This window comes from Mycobacterium sp. 1482292.6 (assembly GCF_001672995.1).
In the GTDB taxonomy this organism is placed as follows: Bacteria; Actinomycetota; Actinomycetes; order Mycobacteriales; family Mycobacteriaceae; genus Mycobacterium; species Mycobacterium europaeum_A.
This window is the reverse complement of record NZ_LZKV01000247.1, coordinates 17,765-37,215: the sequence shown is the minus strand read 5'-3', so window position 1 is coordinate 37,215 and position 19,451 is coordinate 17,765. Positions and strand designations below refer to the sequence as shown.

19 protein-coding genes are annotated in these 19,451 nt (G+C 68.5%); 9 read left to right on the top strand and 10 right to left on the bottom strand.

Annotation, left to right across the window (positions count from 1 at the left end; all coding sequences use genetic code 11):
* Positions 1-4 precede the first annotated feature (4 nt).
* From A5624_RS24580 to A5624_RS24565, 4 genes are all read left to right on the top strand, one after another.
* On the top strand, positions 5-1,153 hold the full coding sequence (locus tag A5624_RS24580; protein ID WP_066872384.1) for an acyl-CoA dehydrogenase family protein: 1,149 nt from the start codon (positions 5-7) through the stop codon (positions 1,151-1,153).
* The gene (locus A5624_RS24575) at positions 1,153-1,815 is read left to right on the top strand and encodes a TetR/AcrR family transcriptional regulator (RefSeq protein ID WP_066872382.1); all 663 of its coding nucleotides are present in this window, start codon (positions 1,153-1,155) and stop codon (positions 1,813-1,815) included. Before A5624_RS24580 ends, A5624_RS24575 begins: the two co-directional genes overlap by 1 nt.
* 5 nt (positions 1,816-1,820) lie before the next feature.
* Positions 1,821-2,447 carry a hypothetical protein gene (locus tag A5624_RS24570; RefSeq protein WP_066872379.1) on the top strand — a complete coding sequence of 209 codons (627 nt, stop codon included), beginning with the start codon at positions 1,821-1,823 and terminating at the stop codon, positions 2,445-2,447.
* Between the two features lie 875 nt (positions 2,448-3,322).
* Positions 3,323-4,702: an NAD(P)/FAD-dependent oxidoreductase gene (locus A5624_RS24565; protein WP_066872376.1), complete on the top strand. Its 1,380-nt coding sequence runs from the start codon at positions 3,323-3,325 to the stop codon at positions 4,700-4,702.
* On the opposite strand, the gene A5624_RS24560 is transcribed toward A5624_RS24565, so the two are convergent.
* The 6 genes from A5624_RS24560 to A5624_RS24535 form a co-directional block, all read right to left on the bottom strand.
* The gene (locus tag A5624_RS24560; RefSeq protein ID WP_066872373.1) at positions 4,699-5,925 is read right to left on the bottom strand and encodes an O-succinylhomoserine sulfhydrylase; all 1,227 of its coding nucleotides are present in this window, start codon (positions 5,923-5,925) and stop codon (positions 4,699-4,701) included. The genes A5624_RS24565 and A5624_RS24560 overlap by 4 nt on opposite strands.
* 17 nt (positions 5,926-5,942) lie before the next feature.
* A complete protein-coding gene (locus A5624_RS24555) occupies positions 5,943-6,383 on the bottom strand; it encodes a rhodanese-like domain-containing protein (protein ID WP_066872370.1) in 441 nt (146 codons plus the stop codon).
* Between the two features lie 171 nt (positions 6,384-6,554).
* Positions 6,555-7,811 carry a formate-dependent phosphoribosylglycinamide formyltransferase gene (gene purT / locus A5624_RS24550; RefSeq protein WP_066872367.1) on the bottom strand — a complete coding sequence of 419 codons (1,257 nt, stop codon included), beginning with the start codon at positions 7,809-7,811 and terminating at the stop codon, positions 6,555-6,557.
* Positions 7,812-7,908: 97 nt separating this feature from the next.
* Positions 7,909-8,556, bottom strand: a complete 648-nt coding sequence (locus tag A5624_RS24545; RefSeq protein WP_066872365.1) for a PaaI family thioesterase — start codon at positions 8,554-8,556, stop codon at positions 7,909-7,911.
* The gene (locus tag A5624_RS24540; protein WP_066872362.1) at positions 8,553-9,851 is read right to left on the bottom strand and encodes an adenylosuccinate synthase; all 1,299 of its coding nucleotides are present in this window, start codon (positions 9,849-9,851) and stop codon (positions 8,553-8,555) included. Before A5624_RS24540 ends, A5624_RS24545 begins: the two co-directional genes overlap by 4 nt.
* A gap of 103 nt (positions 9,852-9,954) precedes the next feature.
* Positions 9,955-10,863 (bottom strand): histidine phosphatase family protein, encoded by a 909-nt coding sequence (locus A5624_RS24535; RefSeq protein ID WP_369827519.1) that lies wholly within the window; start codon positions 10,861-10,863, stop codon positions 9,955-9,957.
* Between the two features lie 408 nt (positions 10,864-11,271).
* On the opposite strand from A5624_RS24535, the gene A5624_RS24530 reads away from it, so the two are divergent.
* Genes A5624_RS24530 through A5624_RS24520 form a run of 3 tightly spaced genes read left to right on the top strand, consistent with a single transcriptional unit; the run spans position 11,272 to position 13,579 of the window.
* Positions 11,272-11,850, top strand: a complete 579-nt coding sequence (locus tag A5624_RS24530) for a peptidase M50 (RefSeq protein ID WP_231997760.1) — start codon at positions 11,272-11,274, stop codon at positions 11,848-11,850.
* 9 nt (positions 11,851-11,859) lie between these two features.
* Complete coding sequence (locus A5624_RS24525; RefSeq protein ID WP_066872353.1) at positions 11,860-12,642, top strand: site-2 protease family protein; 783 nt, start codon at positions 11,860-11,862, stop codon at positions 12,640-12,642.
* Positions 12,643-12,682: 40 nt separating this feature from the next.
* Entirely contained in the window at positions 12,683-13,579 is an 897-nt protein-coding gene (locus A5624_RS24520) for a cation diffusion facilitator family transporter (protein ID WP_066872350.1), read from the top strand.
* Between the two features lie 4 nt (positions 13,580-13,583).
* Here A5624_RS24520 and A5624_RS24515 read toward each other — a convergent pair whose 3' ends face one another.
* Positions 13,584-13,997 (bottom strand): DUF3151 domain-containing protein, encoded by a 414-nt coding sequence (locus A5624_RS24515; protein ID WP_066872538.1) that lies wholly within the window; start codon positions 13,995-13,997, stop codon positions 13,584-13,586.
* Between the two features lie 120 nt (positions 13,998-14,117).
* Between A5624_RS24515 and A5624_RS24510 the strand changes: the two genes are divergently transcribed.
* The gene (locus A5624_RS24510; RefSeq protein WP_066872347.1) at positions 14,118-14,987 is read left to right on the top strand and encodes a hypothetical protein; all 870 of its coding nucleotides are present in this window, start codon (positions 14,118-14,120) and stop codon (positions 14,985-14,987) included.
* An 83-nt stretch (positions 14,988-15,070) separates the two neighbouring features.
* Here the strand turns inward: A5624_RS24510 and fbaA are convergent, their stop codons facing one another.
* On the bottom strand, positions 15,071-16,102 hold the full coding sequence (gene fbaA / locus A5624_RS24505) for a class II fructose-bisphosphate aldolase (protein ID WP_066872344.1): 1,032 nt from the start codon (positions 16,100-16,102) through the stop codon (positions 15,071-15,073).
* A gap of 141 nt (positions 16,103-16,243) precedes the next feature.
* Here fbaA and A5624_RS24500 point away from each other — a divergent pair, with 141 nt between their 5' ends.
* The gene (locus A5624_RS24500; protein ID WP_066872341.1) at positions 16,244-16,936 is read left to right on the top strand and encodes a DedA family protein; all 693 of its coding nucleotides are present in this window, start codon (positions 16,244-16,246) and stop codon (positions 16,934-16,936) included.
* Between the two features lie 21 nt (positions 16,937-16,957).
* Here the strand turns inward: A5624_RS24500 and A5624_RS29360 are convergent, their stop codons facing one another.
* Entirely contained in the window at positions 16,958-18,310 is a 1,353-nt protein-coding gene (locus A5624_RS29360; RefSeq protein WP_066872339.1) for a 3-oxoacid CoA-transferase, read from the bottom strand.
* A complete protein-coding gene (locus A5624_RS24490) occupies positions 18,307-19,440 on the bottom strand; it encodes a glycoside hydrolase family 76 protein (protein ID WP_066872336.1) in 1,134 nt (377 codons plus the stop codon). Before A5624_RS24490 ends, A5624_RS29360 begins: the two co-directional genes overlap by 4 nt.
* Positions 19,441-19,451: the final 11 nt, after the last annotated feature.

The following is a 19,451-nucleotide window of genomic DNA, read 5'->3' as shown; positions in this document are numbered from 1 at the left end:
ACCCATGGCCGCACGCCTCGAGTACACGTCCGAGCATCACCAGTTCCGGGAATTGGTACGCGATTTCGTGCACCGGACGGTCGTGCCCAATCACGAGAAGTGGGAACGGGACGGCCAGTGGGATCGCGCGCTGTTCATCGAAGCCGGAAAGCTCGGACTGCTGGGCTTTTCCGTACCCGAGCGCCTCGGCGGCCCGGGCGTGGCCGACTTCCGCTACAACGCGATCGTCATCGACGAGTTGCAGCGGGCGGGCGCGGCCGCCGAGGCCATCGCCTTCACGCTGCAAAACGACGTGGTGCTGCCCTACCTCACCGACCTGACCACCCCAGAACAGCAACGGCGCTGGTTGCCCGGCGTGGTCACCGGCGAGACGGTGCTCGCCATCGCGATGACCGAGCCCGGCACCGGCAGCGACCTGGCCGGGATCCGCACGACGGCGGTGCCCGACGGTGACGACTACGTCGTCAACGGCGCCAAGACCTTCATCTCCAACGGGCAGATCGGCGACCTCTTCGTCGTCGCGGTGCGCACCTCGCCGGACCGTCACCACGGCCTGTCGCTGCTGGTCGTCGACCCCACCACACCGGGGTTCTCCCGCGGCCGCAACCTGGAGAAGATCGGCCTGCACGCCCAGGACACCAGCGAGCTCACCTTCACCGACATGCGGGTGCCCAGGGCCAATCTGCTCGAGGACGAGGGCAAGGGCTTCTACCAGCTGATGAAGAACCTGCCCCAGGAGCGGCTCGCGCTCGGGGTGGGGGCGGTGGCCGCAGCGGAAGGCATCCTCGCCCAGACGCTGGACTACGTGCGGGACCGCACCGCGTTCGGCTCACCGATCGCCAGCTTCCAGAACAGCCAATTCGTCCTCGCCGAACTGGCCACCGAAATCGACATCGCCCGCACCTATCTCGACGACTGCCTGGCCCAGCACCTGGCCGGCGAGCTGACCGCCGCGCGCGCCGCGCGGCTCAAGTGGTGGACCACCGACCTGCAGGTGCGCACCGCCGACCGCTGCCTGCAGTTGCACGGCGGCTACGGCTACATGCGCGAATACGGCGTGGCGCGCGCCTTCGTCGACGCCCGCATCCAAACCATCTACGGCGGCACCAACGAGATCATGAAGACGATCATCGCCAAGGACCTGGGCATCTGATGGCCGTCGACTACAGCGAGCTGCCCGTCGAGGAGGCGGTGCGCGCGGCCCGGGCCGACTCGCGACGCCGCCAGGTGCTCGACGCCGCGGTCAAGGTCATGGGCCGCAACGGGTTTCACCAGATGTCCATGCAGGACCTGGCGCGCGAGGCCAAGGTCTCCGTCGGCCTGATCTACAAGTACTTCGGCGGCAAGGAGGACCTGCTGCTCGCGACGATCGTGCGGATCCTCGACGCGTTCCGCGACCAACTGGCACCGGTCATCGCGGCCGCCGGCGACGACGTCGTCGACCAGCTGACCGCGGGCGTGCGCCGCTATATCGAGATCGTCGACGAGAACCTCGACGGCGTGGTGCTGACCTACCGGGAGAGCCGCACCCTCGGGGGGCCAGGTCGCACGCAGATCAAGGACCTCGAAATCGCCACCGCCGCACCGCTGCGCACGGTGATCGAGGCCGGCATCGCCCGGGGCGCCTTCCGCGACGTCGACGTCGATCTCACCGTGTTCGACGTCATGCTGCTCGCCCACGGCTGGGCGCTCAAGCACTGGCATTTCGGGACGAATTACAGCCTCGATGAGTACATCGCGCTGCAGACGCGCCACCTGCTGACCGGACTGATTGCCGACGACCGCCGCGCCGACTACGCGGACGTGCTGAAATAAAGGTCATGAAACTCACCGCGCGCCGGCTTCGCAGCACGATCGCGCTGCTGACCCTGGGCGCCGCCACCGGCCTGCCCGCGGCGGGCGCCGATCCCGCCGCGGCCCTGCCGGCGATGACCTCCAGCGGCAGCGGGCCGATCATCGGCGGCGGCTCGACGGCCGGGCAGGGAATCTCCCAGCAGCTCTTCAGCTTTGGCAAGCCTGACGTGGTGCAGGAGGTGGACGGCTCGGACGCGGCGCAGTTCATCAACGCCGCGGCCGGGGTCGCCAACCAGCAGCTGGCGGGCCCCTTCTCGCTGCTGCGCCGGGCGTTGACCTGCCAGACCAACAACGCCGGATTCGGCGCACGCGCCTACCGGCGCAACGACGGGCAGTGGGGAGGCGCGATGTTGGTCGCGGCCAAGAGCGCCACACCCAACGTCGACGGCCTGATCGCCTGTGCCAAGACCAACTGGCGCAGGTCGGCGGCGGGCGGTGAAGCCGCGATGTGCAACAACGGCTGGACCACGCCCACGTCGTACGAAAGCCGCCGTGGCGAGACGTATTACATCCTGCTGGCCGGCACCGCCGCCGACTTCTGCAGCGACCTCAACGCCAAGTACAAGACCGACGCCAACGCGTGGCCGTTCTAGGCCGACGCGGGTGCCGCCGCCCGGCGGTGAAACCAATTGTCGGCTCGACGGTTTCGCCGCGACCCGGACACCGCCGGTTTGGGCGCGCTTTTGAATTCATATCCAGTGTGCGCGCACCGGCCCCGAGCAGCGGTTGAATAGCGCTCCAATATAGCCTCGCCGGGATAGCGGCGCAGAATATTTCCATTTCTCGCCGCGGCCGGATTTTGCTGAAATTCCATTGCCGCCAAGGCGGCCGCATACCGCTCGTGACGCCGAATCATCCGTTTGACGAATCGTGCCGCAATATTCACGAAATCCGTTAGCTCCAAGCGGTTGACCGCGTAAACTCGCCCGCGTCGGGCATCAGACAATCGTCTCCCAGACGAAGGGGGTTCTTATGTCACGTCGTACCGGCAAAATCGTCCTCGCCTTGGTCCTCGCTTTCGCAGCACCGATGACCTCGGCTTGTACGGTTCCGCTAGTTATCGACTGCGGACCCGGTTTGACCTGCACCGGATAGCAGCTCAGTAACCGAAAAGCCACAAAGCAATTTGTGGCTTTTCGTTCGCATAACACTTCGCATAGCGAAGACCAACGGGTGACCGGCCGGGGCCGCGACACGGGTCGCTGGCTCGGCGCGACTCCGGCCGGGATCCTGCACCACACAAAGCATTTCGGGTAGGTGCGCGGCGCCTTGACGCGCGTCGACACCCGGGGGTTCTCCAGACCCGTTGCCTTGCAACGGGTCTGGTCATACGGCGCCCGCCGGTCAGGTGTGACTGTCGTGCGGGGCGCTGCCGTTCCTTCGGATGCTCGCCTTTCTGCGGGGTGGCGTCGTACGGTGGACATGCGCTGGGAAGATCGACACCCAGGCCCACGCAGAAGGGACAGGCATGTCGCGCCATCGTGTCGTCATCATCGGAAGCGGCTTCGGCGGACTGTCCGCGGCCAAGGCGCTCAAGCGCGCCGACGTCGACATCACCGTGATCTCGAAGACCACCACGCATCTTTTTCAGCCGCTGCTGTATCAGGTGGCCACCGGCATCCTGTCCGAGGGCGACATCGCGCCGACCACCAGGCTGATCCTGCGCCGCCAGCGCAACGTCCGGGTGCTGTGGGGCGAAGTCTCGGCCATCGACCTCACCGCCAGGACGGTCACATCCCACCTGATGGGCATGGAGACGGTGACGCCCTACGACAGCCTGATCGTGGCCGCCGGCGCACAGCAGTCCTACTTCGGCCACGACGAATACGCCGCCTTCGCGCCCGGGATGAAGAGCATCGACGACGCCCTGGAGTTGCGCGGCCGCATCCTGGGCGCCTTCGAAGCGGCCGAGGTCGCCACGGATCCGGCCGAGCGCAAACGCCGCCTGACCTTCGTGGTGGTCGGGGCCGGGCCCACCGGGGTGGAACTGGCTGGCGAGATCGTGCAGCTGGCCGAGCGCACCCTGGCCGGGGCCTTCCGGACCATCACCCCCAGCGAATGCCGCGTCATCCTGCTGGACGCGGCGCCCGCGGTGCTGCCGCCGATGGGGCCGAAACTCGGCCTCAAGGCGCAACGCCGGCTGGAGAAGATGGACGTCGAGGTGCAGCTGAACGCGATGGTGACCGCGGTCGACTACATGGGCATCACGGTCAAGGAGCAGGACGGCGGCGAGCGCCGCATCGAATGCGCGTGCAAGGTGTGGGCGGCGGGGGTGCAGGCCAGCTCCCTGGGCGCGATGCTCGCCGAGCAGTCCAGCGGAACCGAAACCGACCGCGCCGGAAGGGTGATCGTCGAACCCGACCTCACCGTCAAGGGCCACCCGTACGTCTTTGTCGTCGGCGACCTGATGTCGGTGCCGGGCGTCCCCGGCATGGCGCAGGGCGCCATCCAGGGCGCCAAATACGCGGCGACCGTCATCAAGCGCGCGGTCAAGGGCGACGACGACCCCGCCGAACGCAAGCCGTTCAAGTACGTCAATAAGGGCAGCATGGCGCTGATCTCGCGCTACAGCGCCGTCGCGCAGGTCGGCAAGGTGGAGTTCGCCGGGTTCATCGCCTGGCTGGCGTGGCTGGTGCTGCACCTGTACTACCTGATCGGCCACCGCAACCGCATTGCCGCCATGTTCGCCTGGGGCATCTCGTTCCTCGGCCGCACCCGCGGCCAGATGGCCATCACCAGCCAGATGATTTACGCCCGTCCAGTGGTGGATTGGCTGGAGCGGCAAGCGCAGGACGGGACGCTGGCGGCCGCCGAGCACGTCGACTCCGCCGAAAAACAGGCCGGCTAACTCAACGCCCGGTCGATGTCGGCGATCAGATCGTCGGCGCCCTCCAGCCCGACGGAGATGCGCACCACGCCGTCGCCGAGCCCGATCGCCGCGCGCCCCTCCGGGCCCATCGCCCGGTGTGTGGTTGTCGCGGGATGCGTCACAAGGGATTTGGCGTCACCGAGGTTGTTCGAGATGTCGATCAGCGCCAGCTTGTCCAGCACCTCGAACGCCCGCTGTTTGGCCACGCTGTCCGGGCAGTCCAGCGCGAAGGTGATCACCGTTCCCCCGCCGGACATCTGGCGCTTCGCCAAGTCGTATTGCGGGTGCGAGGACAGATACGGGTAGCGCACCCAACTCACGGCCGGATGGCTCTCCAGGAATTCGGCGATCCGCAACGCCGACGAATTGCTGTGTTCCACCCGGACCGCCAGCGTCTCAAGCCCTTTCACCAATACCCAGGCGTTGAACGCGCTCATCGCCGGGCCGGTGTGCCGCATCAGCTTCTGCACCGGGCCGTCGATGTACTCCTTGTCGCCCAGGATGGCCCCGCCGAGCACCCGGCCCTGGCCGTCGATGTGCTTGGTGCCGGAATACACCACCACGTCGACGCCGAGCGGAATGCCCTGCTGCAGAAGTGGTGTGGCAAAAACATTGTCCAGCACCACCTTTGCGCCCGCGGCGTGGGCAAGCTCGCACACCGCGGTGATATCCACCAGTGACTGCATCGGATTCGACGGCGTCTCGAAGAACACCGCCGTGGTGGGCACCGACAATGCCTGCTCCCACTGCGCCAGGTCGTCACCGTCGACGAAGACGGTTTCGACCCCCCACCGCGGCAGGATCTCGTTGCACACCACGAAACAGGAACCGAACAGGCTGCGCGATGCCACCAGCCGGTCCCCCGCCCCCAGCAACGCCCCCAGCGAGGTGAACACCGCCGCCATGCCGCTCGCGGTGGCGAAGGCCGCGGGCGCCCCTTCCAACAGGCGCAGCCGCTCCTCGAACATCGTCACGGTCGGGTTGCCGTAGCGCGAGTAGACGAAGTGATCCACCTCGCCGGTGAACGACTGCTCCGCCACCGCCGCGGACTCGTAGACATAGCCCGACGTCAGATACATCGCCTCGGCGGTCTCGTCGAAACCCGAACGCAACAGCCCGCCGCGCACGCCGATGGTCGCCTGGCTGACTCCGTCGGGCAGCGCCGCGGGCGTGCGAATGGAGCCGTCGTCGGCCGGTTTCATCGCCGTTTCAGCCCTGTTCAGCCCTGTTTCCAAGGCAATCCGACGGCCCGCCAACCGGTTTCGCCCCGGTGACCGTTGGCGTCGAGTTGACCCTCGAAGCCGTCCAGGATGTTGTAGGCCGGTGTGATGCCCAGCTCGGTGGCCACCTCGGCGGCGCCGATGGAGCGATTTCCCGAGCGACACAGGAACAGCACCGGGCGTTCCGCGTCGGCCTGCGCCGACGCAACCTGCTCGCGCAATTGCTCGGCGAAATTCTCGTTGCGCCGTCCGTCGGACGAATTCCACTCCAGGAACAACACCTCGCGGCCGAGGCTGGACAGATCGGGCACACCGACGAATCGCCATTCGGCGTCGGTGCGCACGTCGACCAGCACGGCGTTGGGGTTGTCGCTGAGCAGCTTCCATGCCTCCAGCGGCGTGATGTCGCCCGCGTAGGAGTGTGCGCGCTCTGTGCTCATGCTCGTATCCCTCGTTCTTCGTACGCGTTGTCAGCCACACTATCCGCGCCCGGGCGCTCAAGCCCCGGCCGGATTCCCCCGGACCCACAGCGATTACCTGACCTGAGATGGTATCGAGGCCTACGCGGTACCCGCTTGGCGGCGGTGGATTCGCGCGAAGTACCGGCCCGCTCAGGCGGGTGACTGCGGCGCGGCCAGCCGGCCGGCGACCTGGCCGGCGCGCTCCCGCGCGGCCGTCACCTCGGGCGCGGTGGCCAGGGCCCGGTAACCGCGTCCGAGGACACGCAGATCGCTTTCGGGCACGCTCAGCGCGCCGCTGAGCGCGGCGGGGTCATGGGAGTCGGCCGGCTCGATCGCGCGGGTGGCGGCCGGCGACACCATCATGGTGTCCACCGGCAGGCCCAAGACCGTGCGGGCCTGCAGCTCGAACGCGGACAGGCGCTGGCTGCGCAGCGTCACCCAGGCGCTATCGGTCGGGTGTGCGGTGACGTCGACGAAGTACACCTCGTCGCCGTTGATCATCAGTTCGACCGCGAAGACGCCGCGGCCGCCCAGTGCCTTGACGATCCGCGCGGCGATCGACCTCGCGGCGTCGGTCGCCGCAGCGCTCAACTTCTGCGGCTGCCAGGATTCCAGCACCTGCCCGCCGGAGCCGCGATGACCGATGGGCGAACAGAATTCGATCGACGAGCCCGCCGGGCCTTCGCTGCGCACCGCCAGCAGCGTCACGTAGAACTCCACTTCGACCACGGTTTCGGCCAGCACCCGGGGCTGGCCGGGGCCCGCATGACCGCCCACCGCCCGCTGCCAGGCGGCGCCGAGGTCCTCGCGGCGCGCCGCCACCGACTGGCCCGACCCGCTGGGCCCGGCCACCGGCTTGACCAACAGCGGATATCCCGCGTGCGCGCCCACCGCCTCGAGTTCGCCCAACGACCCGACGAACCAGAACGGCGCGGTCGGCAGCCCCAGCTCGTCGGCGGCCAACCGGCGCAGGCCCTCGCGGTCCGCGCTCAGGCGCACGGCGCGAGCGCTGGGCACCAGCACGGGGTGCTCGGCACCGGATCCGGTGGCGATCCGGTCGAGGGCCTCGGCGGCGACGGTGTCGGTCGCGGTCACCACGAAGTCGGGTTGCAGCCGTTGCAGCGCCGCGGCCAGCTCGGCGGCGTCGCTGAGCGGCAGCACCAGCGCCTGATCGGCCACGCCGTGGGCGGGCGCGTGCGGGCGCGCGTCGACGGCGATCACCCGCGCCCCGAGGCGCCCCAGGTCGATCGCCAGCTCCCGGCCGATCTCGCCGGCACCCAGCAGCACCACCGTGGGCCTGCCGTCGGCGGGCGCCGCGGGCGGGGCTTCGGCGCGCGCCGGCGCTTGCTGGGGCACCACGAGCGCCGTCGTCTCGTCGTCCCGTCCGTCGGTCAGGCCGTCAGTCACGGCTCAAGGATAGGTCGGTTCCTGTGGTGCGCCGGTCGAGCCGCCCGCTGACGATGCGGCCCGCGTAGCGGGGTGCTGAGGAAGCGGGCCACCTAGCCTAGGGCTGGCCTGGGAGTAACTGCACCATCAGGCCGTTGGCCTCGGCCAGCAGCGCGCCGTCGGTGTCGACCAATTCCGCCGACACGAACGCCTTGCGCCCCTCGGTGCCGGTGACCCGTCCGCGGACCACCAGCGGCACATCGATCGGGGTGATCTTGCGGTAGTCCACATGCAGGAACGCCGTGCGGCTGATCGGGCGGTTCGAGGCGTGCGAGACCATCCCGAACATGTGGTCAAACAGCAGCGGCAGCACGCCGCCGTGCACCGCGTAGTTGCCACCGACGTGAAACCGGGTGAAGCGGCCCTGCATCTCGCAGCCGTCGGGCTCGTAGCGCGTCAGCGTCCACGGCGGCAACAACAGGCTGCCCATGCCGGGCAGGTCGGGGGTGCGCCCGGCGGGCGCCTGTCCCTCCACGGCGGCCTGGAAGGGACCGAGCAGCTCGGTCAGCGCCGTGACACGGTCGGCCGCGTCGTCCCACACGTCGTCGTCGGGGTCGGCCGACACCGCGAGGTCCTGCAAGCGCCGCATGGCCGCCACGAACCGCCCGAAGCCCGGGCCCGGGCTGGCCACCCCGTATTCCGGGAAGCCGCCGTGGTGTTCGTATTCGGGGTCGAGGTCTTTGGGATCCTGGGCCGCATCCGTCACGGGCGGGCTGCCAGCACGTCGCGGCGCACGATGGTCTGTTCGCGCCCGGGGCCCACGCCGATGCACGAAATATGCGCTCCGGCAAGCTCTTCCAGTCGCAGTACGTAGTCGCGCGCCTTGGCAGGCAGATCGTCGAATTCCCTGGCGTGCGAGATGTCCTCCCACCAACCGGGCAGCTCCTCGTAAACGGGCTCGGCGCGCGCCAAATCGCTTTGCGTCATCGGCATCTCGTGGATGCGTGCCCCGTCGATCCGGTAGCCCACACACACCGGAACCGTCTCCAGGCTGGACAGCACGTCGAGCTTGGTCAGAAAGAAGTCGGTGATGCCGTTGACCCGGGTGGCGTAGCGGGCGATGACGGCGTCGAACCAGCCGCAGCGCCGGCGCCGTCCGGTGGTGACACCGAATTCACCGCCCGTCTTCGACAGGTACTCGCCGTACTCGTCGAACAGCTCGGTGGGGAACGGGCCCGAACCCACCCGGGTGGTGTAGGCCTTGAGGATCCCCAGCACGGCGGTGATCCGGGTGGGCCCGATGCCCGACCCCACGGCGGCGCCGCCGGCCGTCGGATTCGACGACGTCACATAGGGATAGGTGCCGTGGTCGACGTCGAGCAGGGTGCCCTGCGAGCCTTCCAGCAGGACCGCTTCGCCGGCCTCCAGCGCGGTGTTGAGCAGCAGCCGGGTGTCGGCGATGCGGTGGCGGAAACCCTCGGCCTGCTCCAGCAGGGCTTCGACCACCTGGTGCGGGTCGAGCGCCTTGCGGTTGTAGATCTTGACCAGGATCTGGTTTTTCAGCTCCAGCGCGGCTTCGACCTTGTGCGTCAGCACCTCCCGGTCGAGCACGTCGGCGACCCGGATGCCGATGCGGGCGATCTTGTCCTGGTAGCAGGGCCCGATGCCGCGGCCGGTGGTGCCGATCTTCTTGTTGCCCATGTAGCGCTCGGTGACCTTGTCGATGGCGACGTGGTAGGGCAACAGCAGGTGCGCGTCGGCGGAGATGAGCAGTTTGGAGGTGTCGACGCCGCGGTCCTCGAGGCCCTTGAGCTCGTCCAGCAGGACGCCGGGGTCGACCACCACCCCGTTGCCGATGACGTTGGTGACGCCGGGGGTGAGCACCCCCGACGGGATCAGGTGCAGCGCGAAATTCTCGCCGGTGGGCAAGACGACGGTGTGTCCGGCGTTGTTGCCGCCCTGGTAGCGCACCACCCACTGCACTCGCCCACCGAGCAAATCGGTGGCCTTCCCTTTGCCCTCGTCGCCCCATTGGGCGCCGATGAGGACGATTGCCGGCATGACACGCTCCCACCTGATCTCGCCTGCGTATTGTGGTCCAGCCGGTGACCCACCCTAGCCTGGCGGCCGCGCGGGCCGCCGGTGGCCGACTGAGCCGGGCAAATCAGCTTAAGCCAGGAGACGCCGCGACCGGCGCACTTGCCGTCGCGGGCGGTTTGGTCGCGCATACGCCGGTCCTGGTCGACGGGTCCAACATCAGGCACAGGCCGTTGGCGCCGCGAGCGTTCTTGGTGCCCGACCAACCCGGGTGCACCGGTTTCCCGTTCCAGCTGATCAGCGTCCAGCCATCGCGGGGGCTGCCCTGGATCACGACGATGCCCGTGTTGGGCAGCGGATCGAAAAGCAGGAGCAACGGATCGGGGTTTCTGACGGTCATCATCGTCCCGACGCCGATGGCGAATTCGCTAGAGAACGCCACCTCGGTGATCCTGCCGTTCGCGGCGCGGACCGGGTTGGCGACCGCACTGGCATACATCGCCTGGAGCACGTCGTTGAAGCCGCCCGCGTTGGTCGCGGCATTGCCGTACACGGTTTGCAGCGCGCCGTTGAAACGCCTGCGGAACTCGTACCCGTTGGCGTCGGTGGATCCGGAGGCCAGCATCGGCACGATCCGCAGCCCGAGCATCCACGCGACCGGTGCCAGCAGGTAGGCCAGCCCGCCGAGGCTGACCTGCGGCTGGCCGTTGAAGGCGCCGGCGTCGATCTCGTTGAGCCCCGGCAACGCCTGCACATTCATCCCCAACGCGGCAGCCAACGGCGCCGCGGTCTGCTGCGTCCTGATCAACTGCGACGCGAAGATCGCGGCGACCGGGCCCTTCGCCGCGAGCACGCCGGCGACGGTCTGAGCCTGCTGCTGACCAAGCGCGGTGAGCGACGCTCCGGGCGGCGCGGTGTCGATCAGGGCCGCCGCATTGGCCGTCGACTGCCCATGCCGCACCAGGTCGATCACGATCGATTCGTCGGCCGAGGCCTTCGCAGATCCGTTGCACAGCAGGACGATTGAAAGCCACACGGCGCCGACGCGGCGGAGCTGCCCCGTCAGCAACGGAGGCGGGTGGGGCCGGCACCCGCCGCGACCAATGCGGTTCGCGCGGTTGACAAGACGACGGTAAATCGGCGAATGGTAGTTCTCCGTTCCCTCAACCACTCGTGGCGGGATTCCGCGCAACGTCGGCCCTGTGGCAGGAGTAAAGTATCCGGTTGTTTACCGGCAGCGTTGCAACAACTTTCGTAGTCGACACCATGTTGTGACTGTGTCGTTATGACGAGCACTTCCGGCGTCGCGGTGCGCAGCTGGCCAGAGACGTTGGGAGCCAATGACATTGACTAGTGCGTGATTGGATGGGCTGTGACGCAAGGAGATCGGGGCGCCGCGGTCCTGGTGTTCGGTGGACGGCCCCTCTACCGACCACTGCGGGACATGCACACCCACCGGGTCACCGGCGAAACCGACGTCGACGCCGCCATCGGCCCGTATCGGCGGCTGGTCGTGCTGGGCGGCGACGCCGAGCTGGCTGCTGTGCTGACCCGGCTGTTGCGTGCCGAGCGCCTCGACATCGAGGTGGCCTACGTGCCGCGCCGGCGCACCCGCGCGACCCGGATCTATCGCCTACCGGCCGGGCGCCGGGCGGCGCGCCGCGCCGGGCGTGGTGTGCCGCGGCGGGTGCCGCTGATCCGCGACGAGACCGGGTCGGTGATCGTCGGGCGGGCCGGCTGGGTGCCGCCGGATGACGCACGGTCCATCCATGGCGAGGCGGTGGTCGACGACACCACGCTGTTCGACGGGGACGTCGCCGGGGTGTGGATCGAGCCGACGCTGGCCATGCCGGGGCTGCGCGCGGCGATCGTCGGCCGGCCGTGGCGCCACTGGGTCACCGGCCGCGCGGCCCAACTGGGCAGCACGGGCGTCGCCGTGCTGCGCGACGGTGTCTTCGCGCCCCGCACCGCGCGGCGATCGGCGTTCTACCGCCACATCGAAGGCTGGCTGCTGGTCCGCTAGTTTCGATCGGTGAGCTTCCCTGCCTCCCAACACGAATCGGTACGGCCCAGCCCGATCTTTCTAGGCCTGCTCGGGCTGACGGCCGGCGGCGGCGCGCTGGCCTGGTCGGCCGGGGCCAGCGCGCGGCCGCTGGCCTACGCCGGGGTCTTCGTCTTCGTCATCGCCGGCTGGCTGGTGTCGCTGTGCCTGCACGAATTCGGGCACGCGCTGACCGCCTGGCGGTTCGGCGATCACGATGACTCCGTGCGCGGGTACCTGACCCTGGACCCGCGCCGCTACGCCCATCCCGGGTTGTCGCTGGCGCTACCCATGGTCGTCATCCTGCTGGGCGGAATCGGCCTGCCCGGCGCGGCGGTCTACGTGCGGACCTGGTTCATGACGCCGGCCCGGCGCACCCTGGTCAGCCTTGCCGGCCCGGCGGCCAACCTCGCGCTCGCGGTGCTGCTGCTGGTGGTGACGCGGTTGTTCTTCGACCCAAGGCACGTCGTGCTGTGGTCCGGCGTGGCCTTCCTCGCGTTCCTTCAGCTCACCGCCGTGCTGCTCAACCTGCTGCCCATCCCGGGCCTGGACGGATACGACGCCCTGGAGCCGCATCTGAGCCGCGACACCCAGCGCGCGTTGGCGCCGGCTAAGCAGTGGGGCTTCGTCATCTTGCTGTTCCTGCTGCTGGCCCCGGTGCTCAACCAGTGGTTCTTCGGGCTGGTGCTGTCGCTGTTCGACCTGTCCGGTGTGCCGGACGTGCTGGTGGGCTGGGGCAACGCGCTGACCCGGTTCTGGAGCCGCTGGTTCTGACCCTTGCCATATATGCGCTATTGCGCATATATTTCGCGCCATGGGCGCAGGCCACAACCACACCCCGGCCGAGACGGGCGACGCTCGGGTGATCCCGCGCATGGTCGCGGCCGCAGCGATCCTGGCGGCGTTCTTCGTGGTGGAGCTGGCCACTTCGTTGCTGATCAACTCGATCGCGCTGCTGGCCGACGCCGGCCACATGCTGACCGATGTCGTCGCGGTGTTCATGGGGCTGGCCGCGGTCACGCTGGCGCGCCGCGGCAGCTCGTCACCCGCCCGCACCTACGGCTGGCATCGCGCCGAGGTGTTCACCGCCGTCGCCAACGCGGCGCTGCTGATCGGCGTCGCGGTGTTCATCCTCTACGAGGCCATCCGGCGGCTCAGCGAAGCTCCGGCCGTGCCCGGCGTGCCGATGATCGTGGTCGCGCTGGCGGGGCTGGCCGCCAATCTCGTCGTCGCGCTGCTGTTGCGTTCGCACTCGTCGGGCAGCCTGGCGGTCAAGGGCGCCTACATGGAGGTGGTCGCCGACACCGTGGGCAGCCTGGGCGTGCTGATCGCCGGCGTGGTGGCGGTGACGACGCACTGGCCCTACGCCGACGTGGTGGTGGCCGTGCTGGTCGCGCTGTGGGTGCTGCCCCGCGCCGTCGCGCTGGCCCGCGACGCGCTGCGGATCCTCTCCGAATCGTCGCCTACCCACATCGACGTCGAGGAACTGCGCGCCGCGCTCGAGGCAGTCGACGGCGTGATCGACGTGCACGACCTGCACGTGTGGACGCTCTCCCCCGGCAAGGACATGTGCACCGCACACCTGATCAGCGCCGGCGACTCGGCCCGGGTTCTGCACGACGCGCGGGCGGTGCTGTCGGCTCGCGGGCTCGAGCACGCCACCGTGCAGATCGACTGTCCCGACGACAGCGATTGTTCGGACAGCTTCTAAGGCGTCACAGCCCCAGCGCGGGGCGCGCCTCGGGGTCGCAATCGTCGAGCAGGTCCAGGCAGCGCGAGTATTCGTCGGTTTCGCCGATGGTGTCGGCGGCGCGCGCCAGGGCCGCCACACACCGCAGGAAGCCGCGGTTGGGTTCGTGCGAATAGGGCACTGGGCCGAAGCCCTTCCAGCCGTTCCTGCGCAGCTGGTCCAGGCCGCGGTGGTAGCCGGTGCGGGCGTAGGCGTAGGCGGTGATGGCCTGGTCGTCGGCCAGCGCCTGCTCGGCCAGTGCCGCCCAGGCCACCGACGCGGTCGGATGCGCGGCGGCGACGATGCCCGCCTTTTCACCGGCGAGCAGTTCCGCCTCGGCATCGGCATCTCCGGGCAGCAGGATCGGGTCGGGCCCTAGAAGATCTCCCATCGGCGTCATGGCTCTATTCTGCAGCTCGCTCGTTTTGCCCGCGTGACGCACCTCGGCCATCGCCGCGAGCCGGGTACTCGGTCGCTAAGCTCTGCAACTACCCCACGAAGCGGGAGGACAGTAGTACTCATGCCCAACCCATCCGAACCCGACCGCGGCGGCGCGCCGAAACGGCCCGGGTTCGACCCACGCGATTCGCGCACCGAACCGAGCGACGAATGGGGGGCCGAGTCCGGCTTCGACACCGGAGAAGACGCCACCGAGAGCGTCCCCATGGTCCCCACCGACTCCGAGACGGAGACCGTGGTGATCAACAGGCCCGACCCGCAGAGCGGCCCCGAAGAAATCGCGGATGGGCCGCAGCGCGAACGGCGCTTCACCGCGCCCGGCTTCGACGCCAAAGAGACCGCGATCATCAACACCACCGCCGAACCCGCCACCGAGGTGTTCGCGACGCCGCCGGGAGACGCCACCACGCAGTTCGGCGCACCGCCCAAAGCCGCTGTCCCGCAATCGATTCCGCCGCGGTTCGGGGGGAAGCTGCGCACCTCGCGGCAGTTCAACTGGGGCTGGATACTGGCGCTGGTGGTGATCGTGCTGGCGCTGGCGGCGATCGCGATCCTGGGCACGGTGCTGCTGACCCGCGGCAAGCACGCCGGCGTCTCGCAGGAAGACCAGGTTCGTCACACCATCCAGAATTTCGACGTCGCGATCCAGCGCGGTGACCTGACCACGCTGCGCACCATCACCTGCGGCACCACCCGCGACGGCTACGCCGACTACGACGAGCACGCGTGGGACGAGACATACCGACGGGTGTCGGCGGCCAAGCAGTATCCGGTGATCGCCAGCATCGACCAGGTGGTGGTCAACGGCCAGCACGCCGAGGCGAACGTCACCACGTTCATGGCCTATGACCCGCAGCTGCGCTCGACCCGCAGCCTGGATCTGCAGTACCGCGACGACCAATGGAAGGTCTGCCAGTCCGCCAGCGGCTAGGCAGGCCAGGTCGCCCCGCCGAGCGTGAAACTAGCTTCACGTTGGGCGCCGAGCGTGAAACTAACTTCACGCTCGGCGATTGATCAGCCCACCGACTTTCCGGCGCAATGCAGGTCGGTGCAGGCCTGCACCACCCGCTCGGACATCGACGCCTCGGCCTTCTTGAGGTAGCTGCGGGGGTCGTAGACCTTTTTGACGCCGACCTCGCCGTCGACCTTGAGCACGCCGTCATAGTTGGCGAACATGTGACCGGCGATCGGGCGGGTGAACGCGTACTGGGTGTCCGTGTCGACGTTCATCTTCACCACGCCGTAGCGCAGCGCCTCCTCGATCTCCGACGTCAGCGACCCGGACCCGCCGTGGAAGACGAAGTCGAACGGCTTGGCCTCGGCGGGCAGTCCCAGCCTGGCCGCGGCCACCTGCTGGCCCTGCGCCAGGATGTCGGGGCGCAGCTTGACGTTGCCGGGCTTGTAGACCCCGTGGACGTTGCCGAAGGTGGCGGCGAGCAGGTACTTGCCGTGCTCGCCGTGGCCCAGCGCGTCGATGGTCTTCTCGAAGTCGTCGGGGGTGGTGTAGAGCTTGTCGTTGATCTCGTTGGCGACGCCGTCCTCTTCGCCGCCCACCACGCCGATCTCGATCTCGAGGATGATCTTGGCGGCCGCCGCGTCCTTGAGCAGGTCGCGCGCGATCACCAGGTTCTCGTCGATCGGCACGGCCGAGCCGTCCCACATGTGCGACCCGAACAGCGGGTCTTTGCCCGCCGCGACCCGTTCGGCCGAGATGGCCAGCAGCGGGCGGACATAGGTGTCCAGCTTGTCCTTGGGGCAATGGTCGGTGTGCAGCGCAACGTTGACCGGATATCTGTCGGCGATGCAGCGGGTGAACTCGGCCAGCGCCACCGCACCGGCCACCATGTCCTTGACACCCAGCCCCGAGGCGAATTCCGCACCGCCGGTGGAGAATTGGATGATTCCGTCGCTGCCGGCGTCGGCGAAGCCTTTGAGGGCCGCGTTCACCGTCTCCGACGACGTGCAGTTGATCGCCGGGAAGGCATAGGCATCCTCCTTGGCGCGTCGCAGCATCTCGGCGTAGACCTCGGGCGTGGCGATGGGCATCAGACACCTCCTGACGGCTGGTCCTACCCAACCACGGATGCGTGGTCGACAGCTACCCGGCGAAGCGCGGCGCGGGTTAGTCCGGGCCTTAAGGTCCGGTCCGTGCGGGCCGGGGTCGTTTCGCCGGTATGTTGAGGAATCATGAGCACCGCCGTGACGGCCCTGCCCGACATCTTCGACCCCATGTACTGGTTGGGCGCCAACGGCGTCTTCGGTTCGGCGGTGCTGCCCGGCATCCTGATCATCGTCTTCATCGAGACCGGGCTGCTGTTTCCGCTGTTGCCGGGCGAGTCGCTGCTGTTCACCGGCGGCCTGCTGGCGGCGCACCCCAATCCGCCGGCCAGCATCTGGGTGCTGGCCCCCGCCGTCGCCACCGTGGCGATCCTCGGCGACCAGACCGGGTATTTCATCGGCCGGCGCATCGGCCCGGCGCTGTTCAAGAAGGAAGACTCGCGGTTCTTCAAGAAGCACCATGTGACCGAGTCGCACGCGTTCTTCGAGAAGTACGGCCCCTGGGCGATCATCCTGGCCCGGTTCGCGCCGTTCATCCGGACGTTCACACCGGTGGTCGCCGGGGTGTCCTACATGCGCTACCCGGTGTTTTTGGGCTTCGACATCGTCGGCGGCATCCTCTGGGGCGGCGGCGTGACGCTGGCCGGCTACTTTCTGGGCAACGTGCCGTTCGTGCACCACAACCTGCAGAAGATCCTGCTGGCCATCCTGCTCGTCTCGCTGATGCCGGCGTTCGTCGCCGCCTGGCGCAGCTATCGGGGACGCCGCCACGCGCACAGCGCCGAGGACCGCGAACCCGAGCGGCTGCCGGCGGCCGAATAGCCGGCCACCGCCGGCGCGGGATCAGAGCGCGACTTTGAAGTCGCAGCCCGTCTTGGCGCGGACGTCCTCGACCGTGACGCCGGGCTGCAATTCGGTGAGCACCAGCCCCTGTCCCGGTTCGACGTCGAAGACGCACAGGTTGGTGATGATCATGTCGACCACGTTCTTGCCGGTGAGCGGCAGCGTGCACTGGCTGAGGATCTTCGGGCTGCCGTCTTTGGCGGTGTGATCCATCAGCACGATCACGCGCTTGACCCCGGACACCAAATCCATTGCGCCGCCTGGGCCTTTGACCATCTTGCCGGGCACCATCCAGTTGGCCAGGTCGCCGTTTTCGGCGACCTCGAGCGCGCCCAGGATGGACAGGTCGATGTGGCCGCCGCGGATCATCGCGAAGGAATCGGCGCTCGAGAAGAAGCTCGACCCGGGCAGGCTGGTGATGGTCTGCTTGCCCGCGTTGATCAGATCGGGGTCGACGGTGTCCTCGCTCGGGTAGGCCCCGATGCCGAGCAGGCCATTCTCCGATTGCAGGGTGACCTTGATGCCGTCGGGAATGAAGTTGGCCACCAACGTCGGGATGCCGATGCCCAGGTTGACGTAGAAGCCGTCGCGCAGTTCCTGGGCGGCGCGCTGGGCCATTCGCTCGCGAAGGGGGCTGTCGCTTTTCAGCGCGGCGCCGCCGCTGGTGGTGCGGAACTCGATGCGCTTCTCGTAGCCGGTGCCCTCGATGATGCGGTCGACGTAGATGCCCGGGGTGTGGATCAGGTCGGGATCCAGCTCGCCGACCTCGACCAGCTCCTCGACCTCGGCGACGGTGACCGCGCCGCAGGTGGCGATCATCGGGTTGAAGTTGCGCGCCGTCTTGCGGTACACGAGATTGCCGGCGGTGTCGCCCTTCCACGCCTTGACGATCGCGACGTCGGCCCGGATGCCTTCTTCCAGAACGTATTCGATGCCGTCGAAGACCCGGGTGTCCTTGCCCTCGGCGAGGTTGGTGCCGAAGGCCGTGCGGGTGTAAAAGCCGGGGATGCCCGCGCCGCCGGCGCGCAACTTCTCCGCCAGCGTGCCCTGCGGCGTCAGCACCAGGTCCAGCTCGCCGGCCAGCACCTGGCGTTCGAATTCCTTGTTCTCGCCGACGTAGGAGGCGATCACCTTCTTCACCTGGCGTCCCTTGAGCAGCAGTCCCATGCCGAAATCGTCTACGCCGGCGTTGTTTCCGACGATGGTGAGGTCCTTGATGCCGCTGTCGACCAGGGCCTGGATCAGCTTCTCCGGAATGCCGCACAGACCGAATCCGCCAGCGGCGATGGTGATGCCGTCCTTCAGCAGGCCGTGCAGAGCCGACTCTGCATCGTGGTGAACCTTATTGCTCACAGGGTGCTCCCGTTCTTCGACTCGGCGGAGACGTTACAGGCGGCCTCCATGAGCATCCACCCCGACAGCTGCACCGACAGGTCCCGCTCGGCGACCTCGGAGGCCATCACCGCGCCCTCGACGAATTCCGCTTCTTTGCCGCCCGCCGTGGGCAGCTGGGCGTCGCGGTCCCAGAACGGGCCGAACACCGGCAGCCCGTCCACCGTCTGCCTGTTGTCCCAGGCCGCCTTCGCGCTGGCCAGCACGATCCGCCGGGCGGTGTCGCGCGCCAGCGCGTCGTCGGCCGACTCCCCCGGCAGCGTGGTGGCCACCAGCGCCAGGTAGCGGGCGGTCACCCCGGCGAACAGACCGCCGTCCCCGCCGCCGGCCCCGGCCAGCACGCCCGCCGGCGCCATGTGTTCGTCCACCGCCGCGACCAGCCGGTGCACTCGGGCGGCGTGACGCTGCCTGACCTCGACCGCGGTGCGGGCGGCCAGCTCGGTCTCCAGCCCGAGCACCACGCCCTGGCAGTAGGTGTACTGAGCGCGCACCAGCGAACCGTCCTTGACGCCGTCGAACACCAGGTGGGTCTCCGGGTCGATCAACGTCTGGTCGATCCAATTCCCCATCTGCTCAGCGCGTTTCAGGTGGTCGCCGTAACGCGCGAGGAAAATCCCGGCCGGGCCGTTGGCCGGGGCGTTGAAGAACTGGTCGGACTTGCGCCAGGGGATCCCGCCGCCGTCCTCGGGCGCCCAGGCCTTGACGAACTGCGCGGCGAGCTTGGGCAGGGCGCGGCGGCGCTGCACGCCGGCGATCCGGGCGGCGCGTTCGAGCGCCAGCGCCAGCCAGGCCATGTCGTCGTAGTAGCTGTTGACCCAGGAGAAGTTGTTGCGCAGCCGGTGCGAGCGGACCTGCCGGTTGATCTCGGTGTGGCGGTGCGGCTGCGGATCCCGCTGCTGGGCGTCGACCAGGCAATCGAGCAGATGCGCCTGCCACCAGTAGTGCCAGGTGCCGAACCAGCGGTCGCGCCGCGTCGCCGGCCAGGCGACCACCCCCAGCTGCGTCGCGGGGAGTCCCCAGAGGCGTTTCAGGTGTCGTTGCGTGACAGCGGCTTCGCTGCTGGCCGCGCGGTTGACCCAGAGCTGATCCATACCTGTCGATC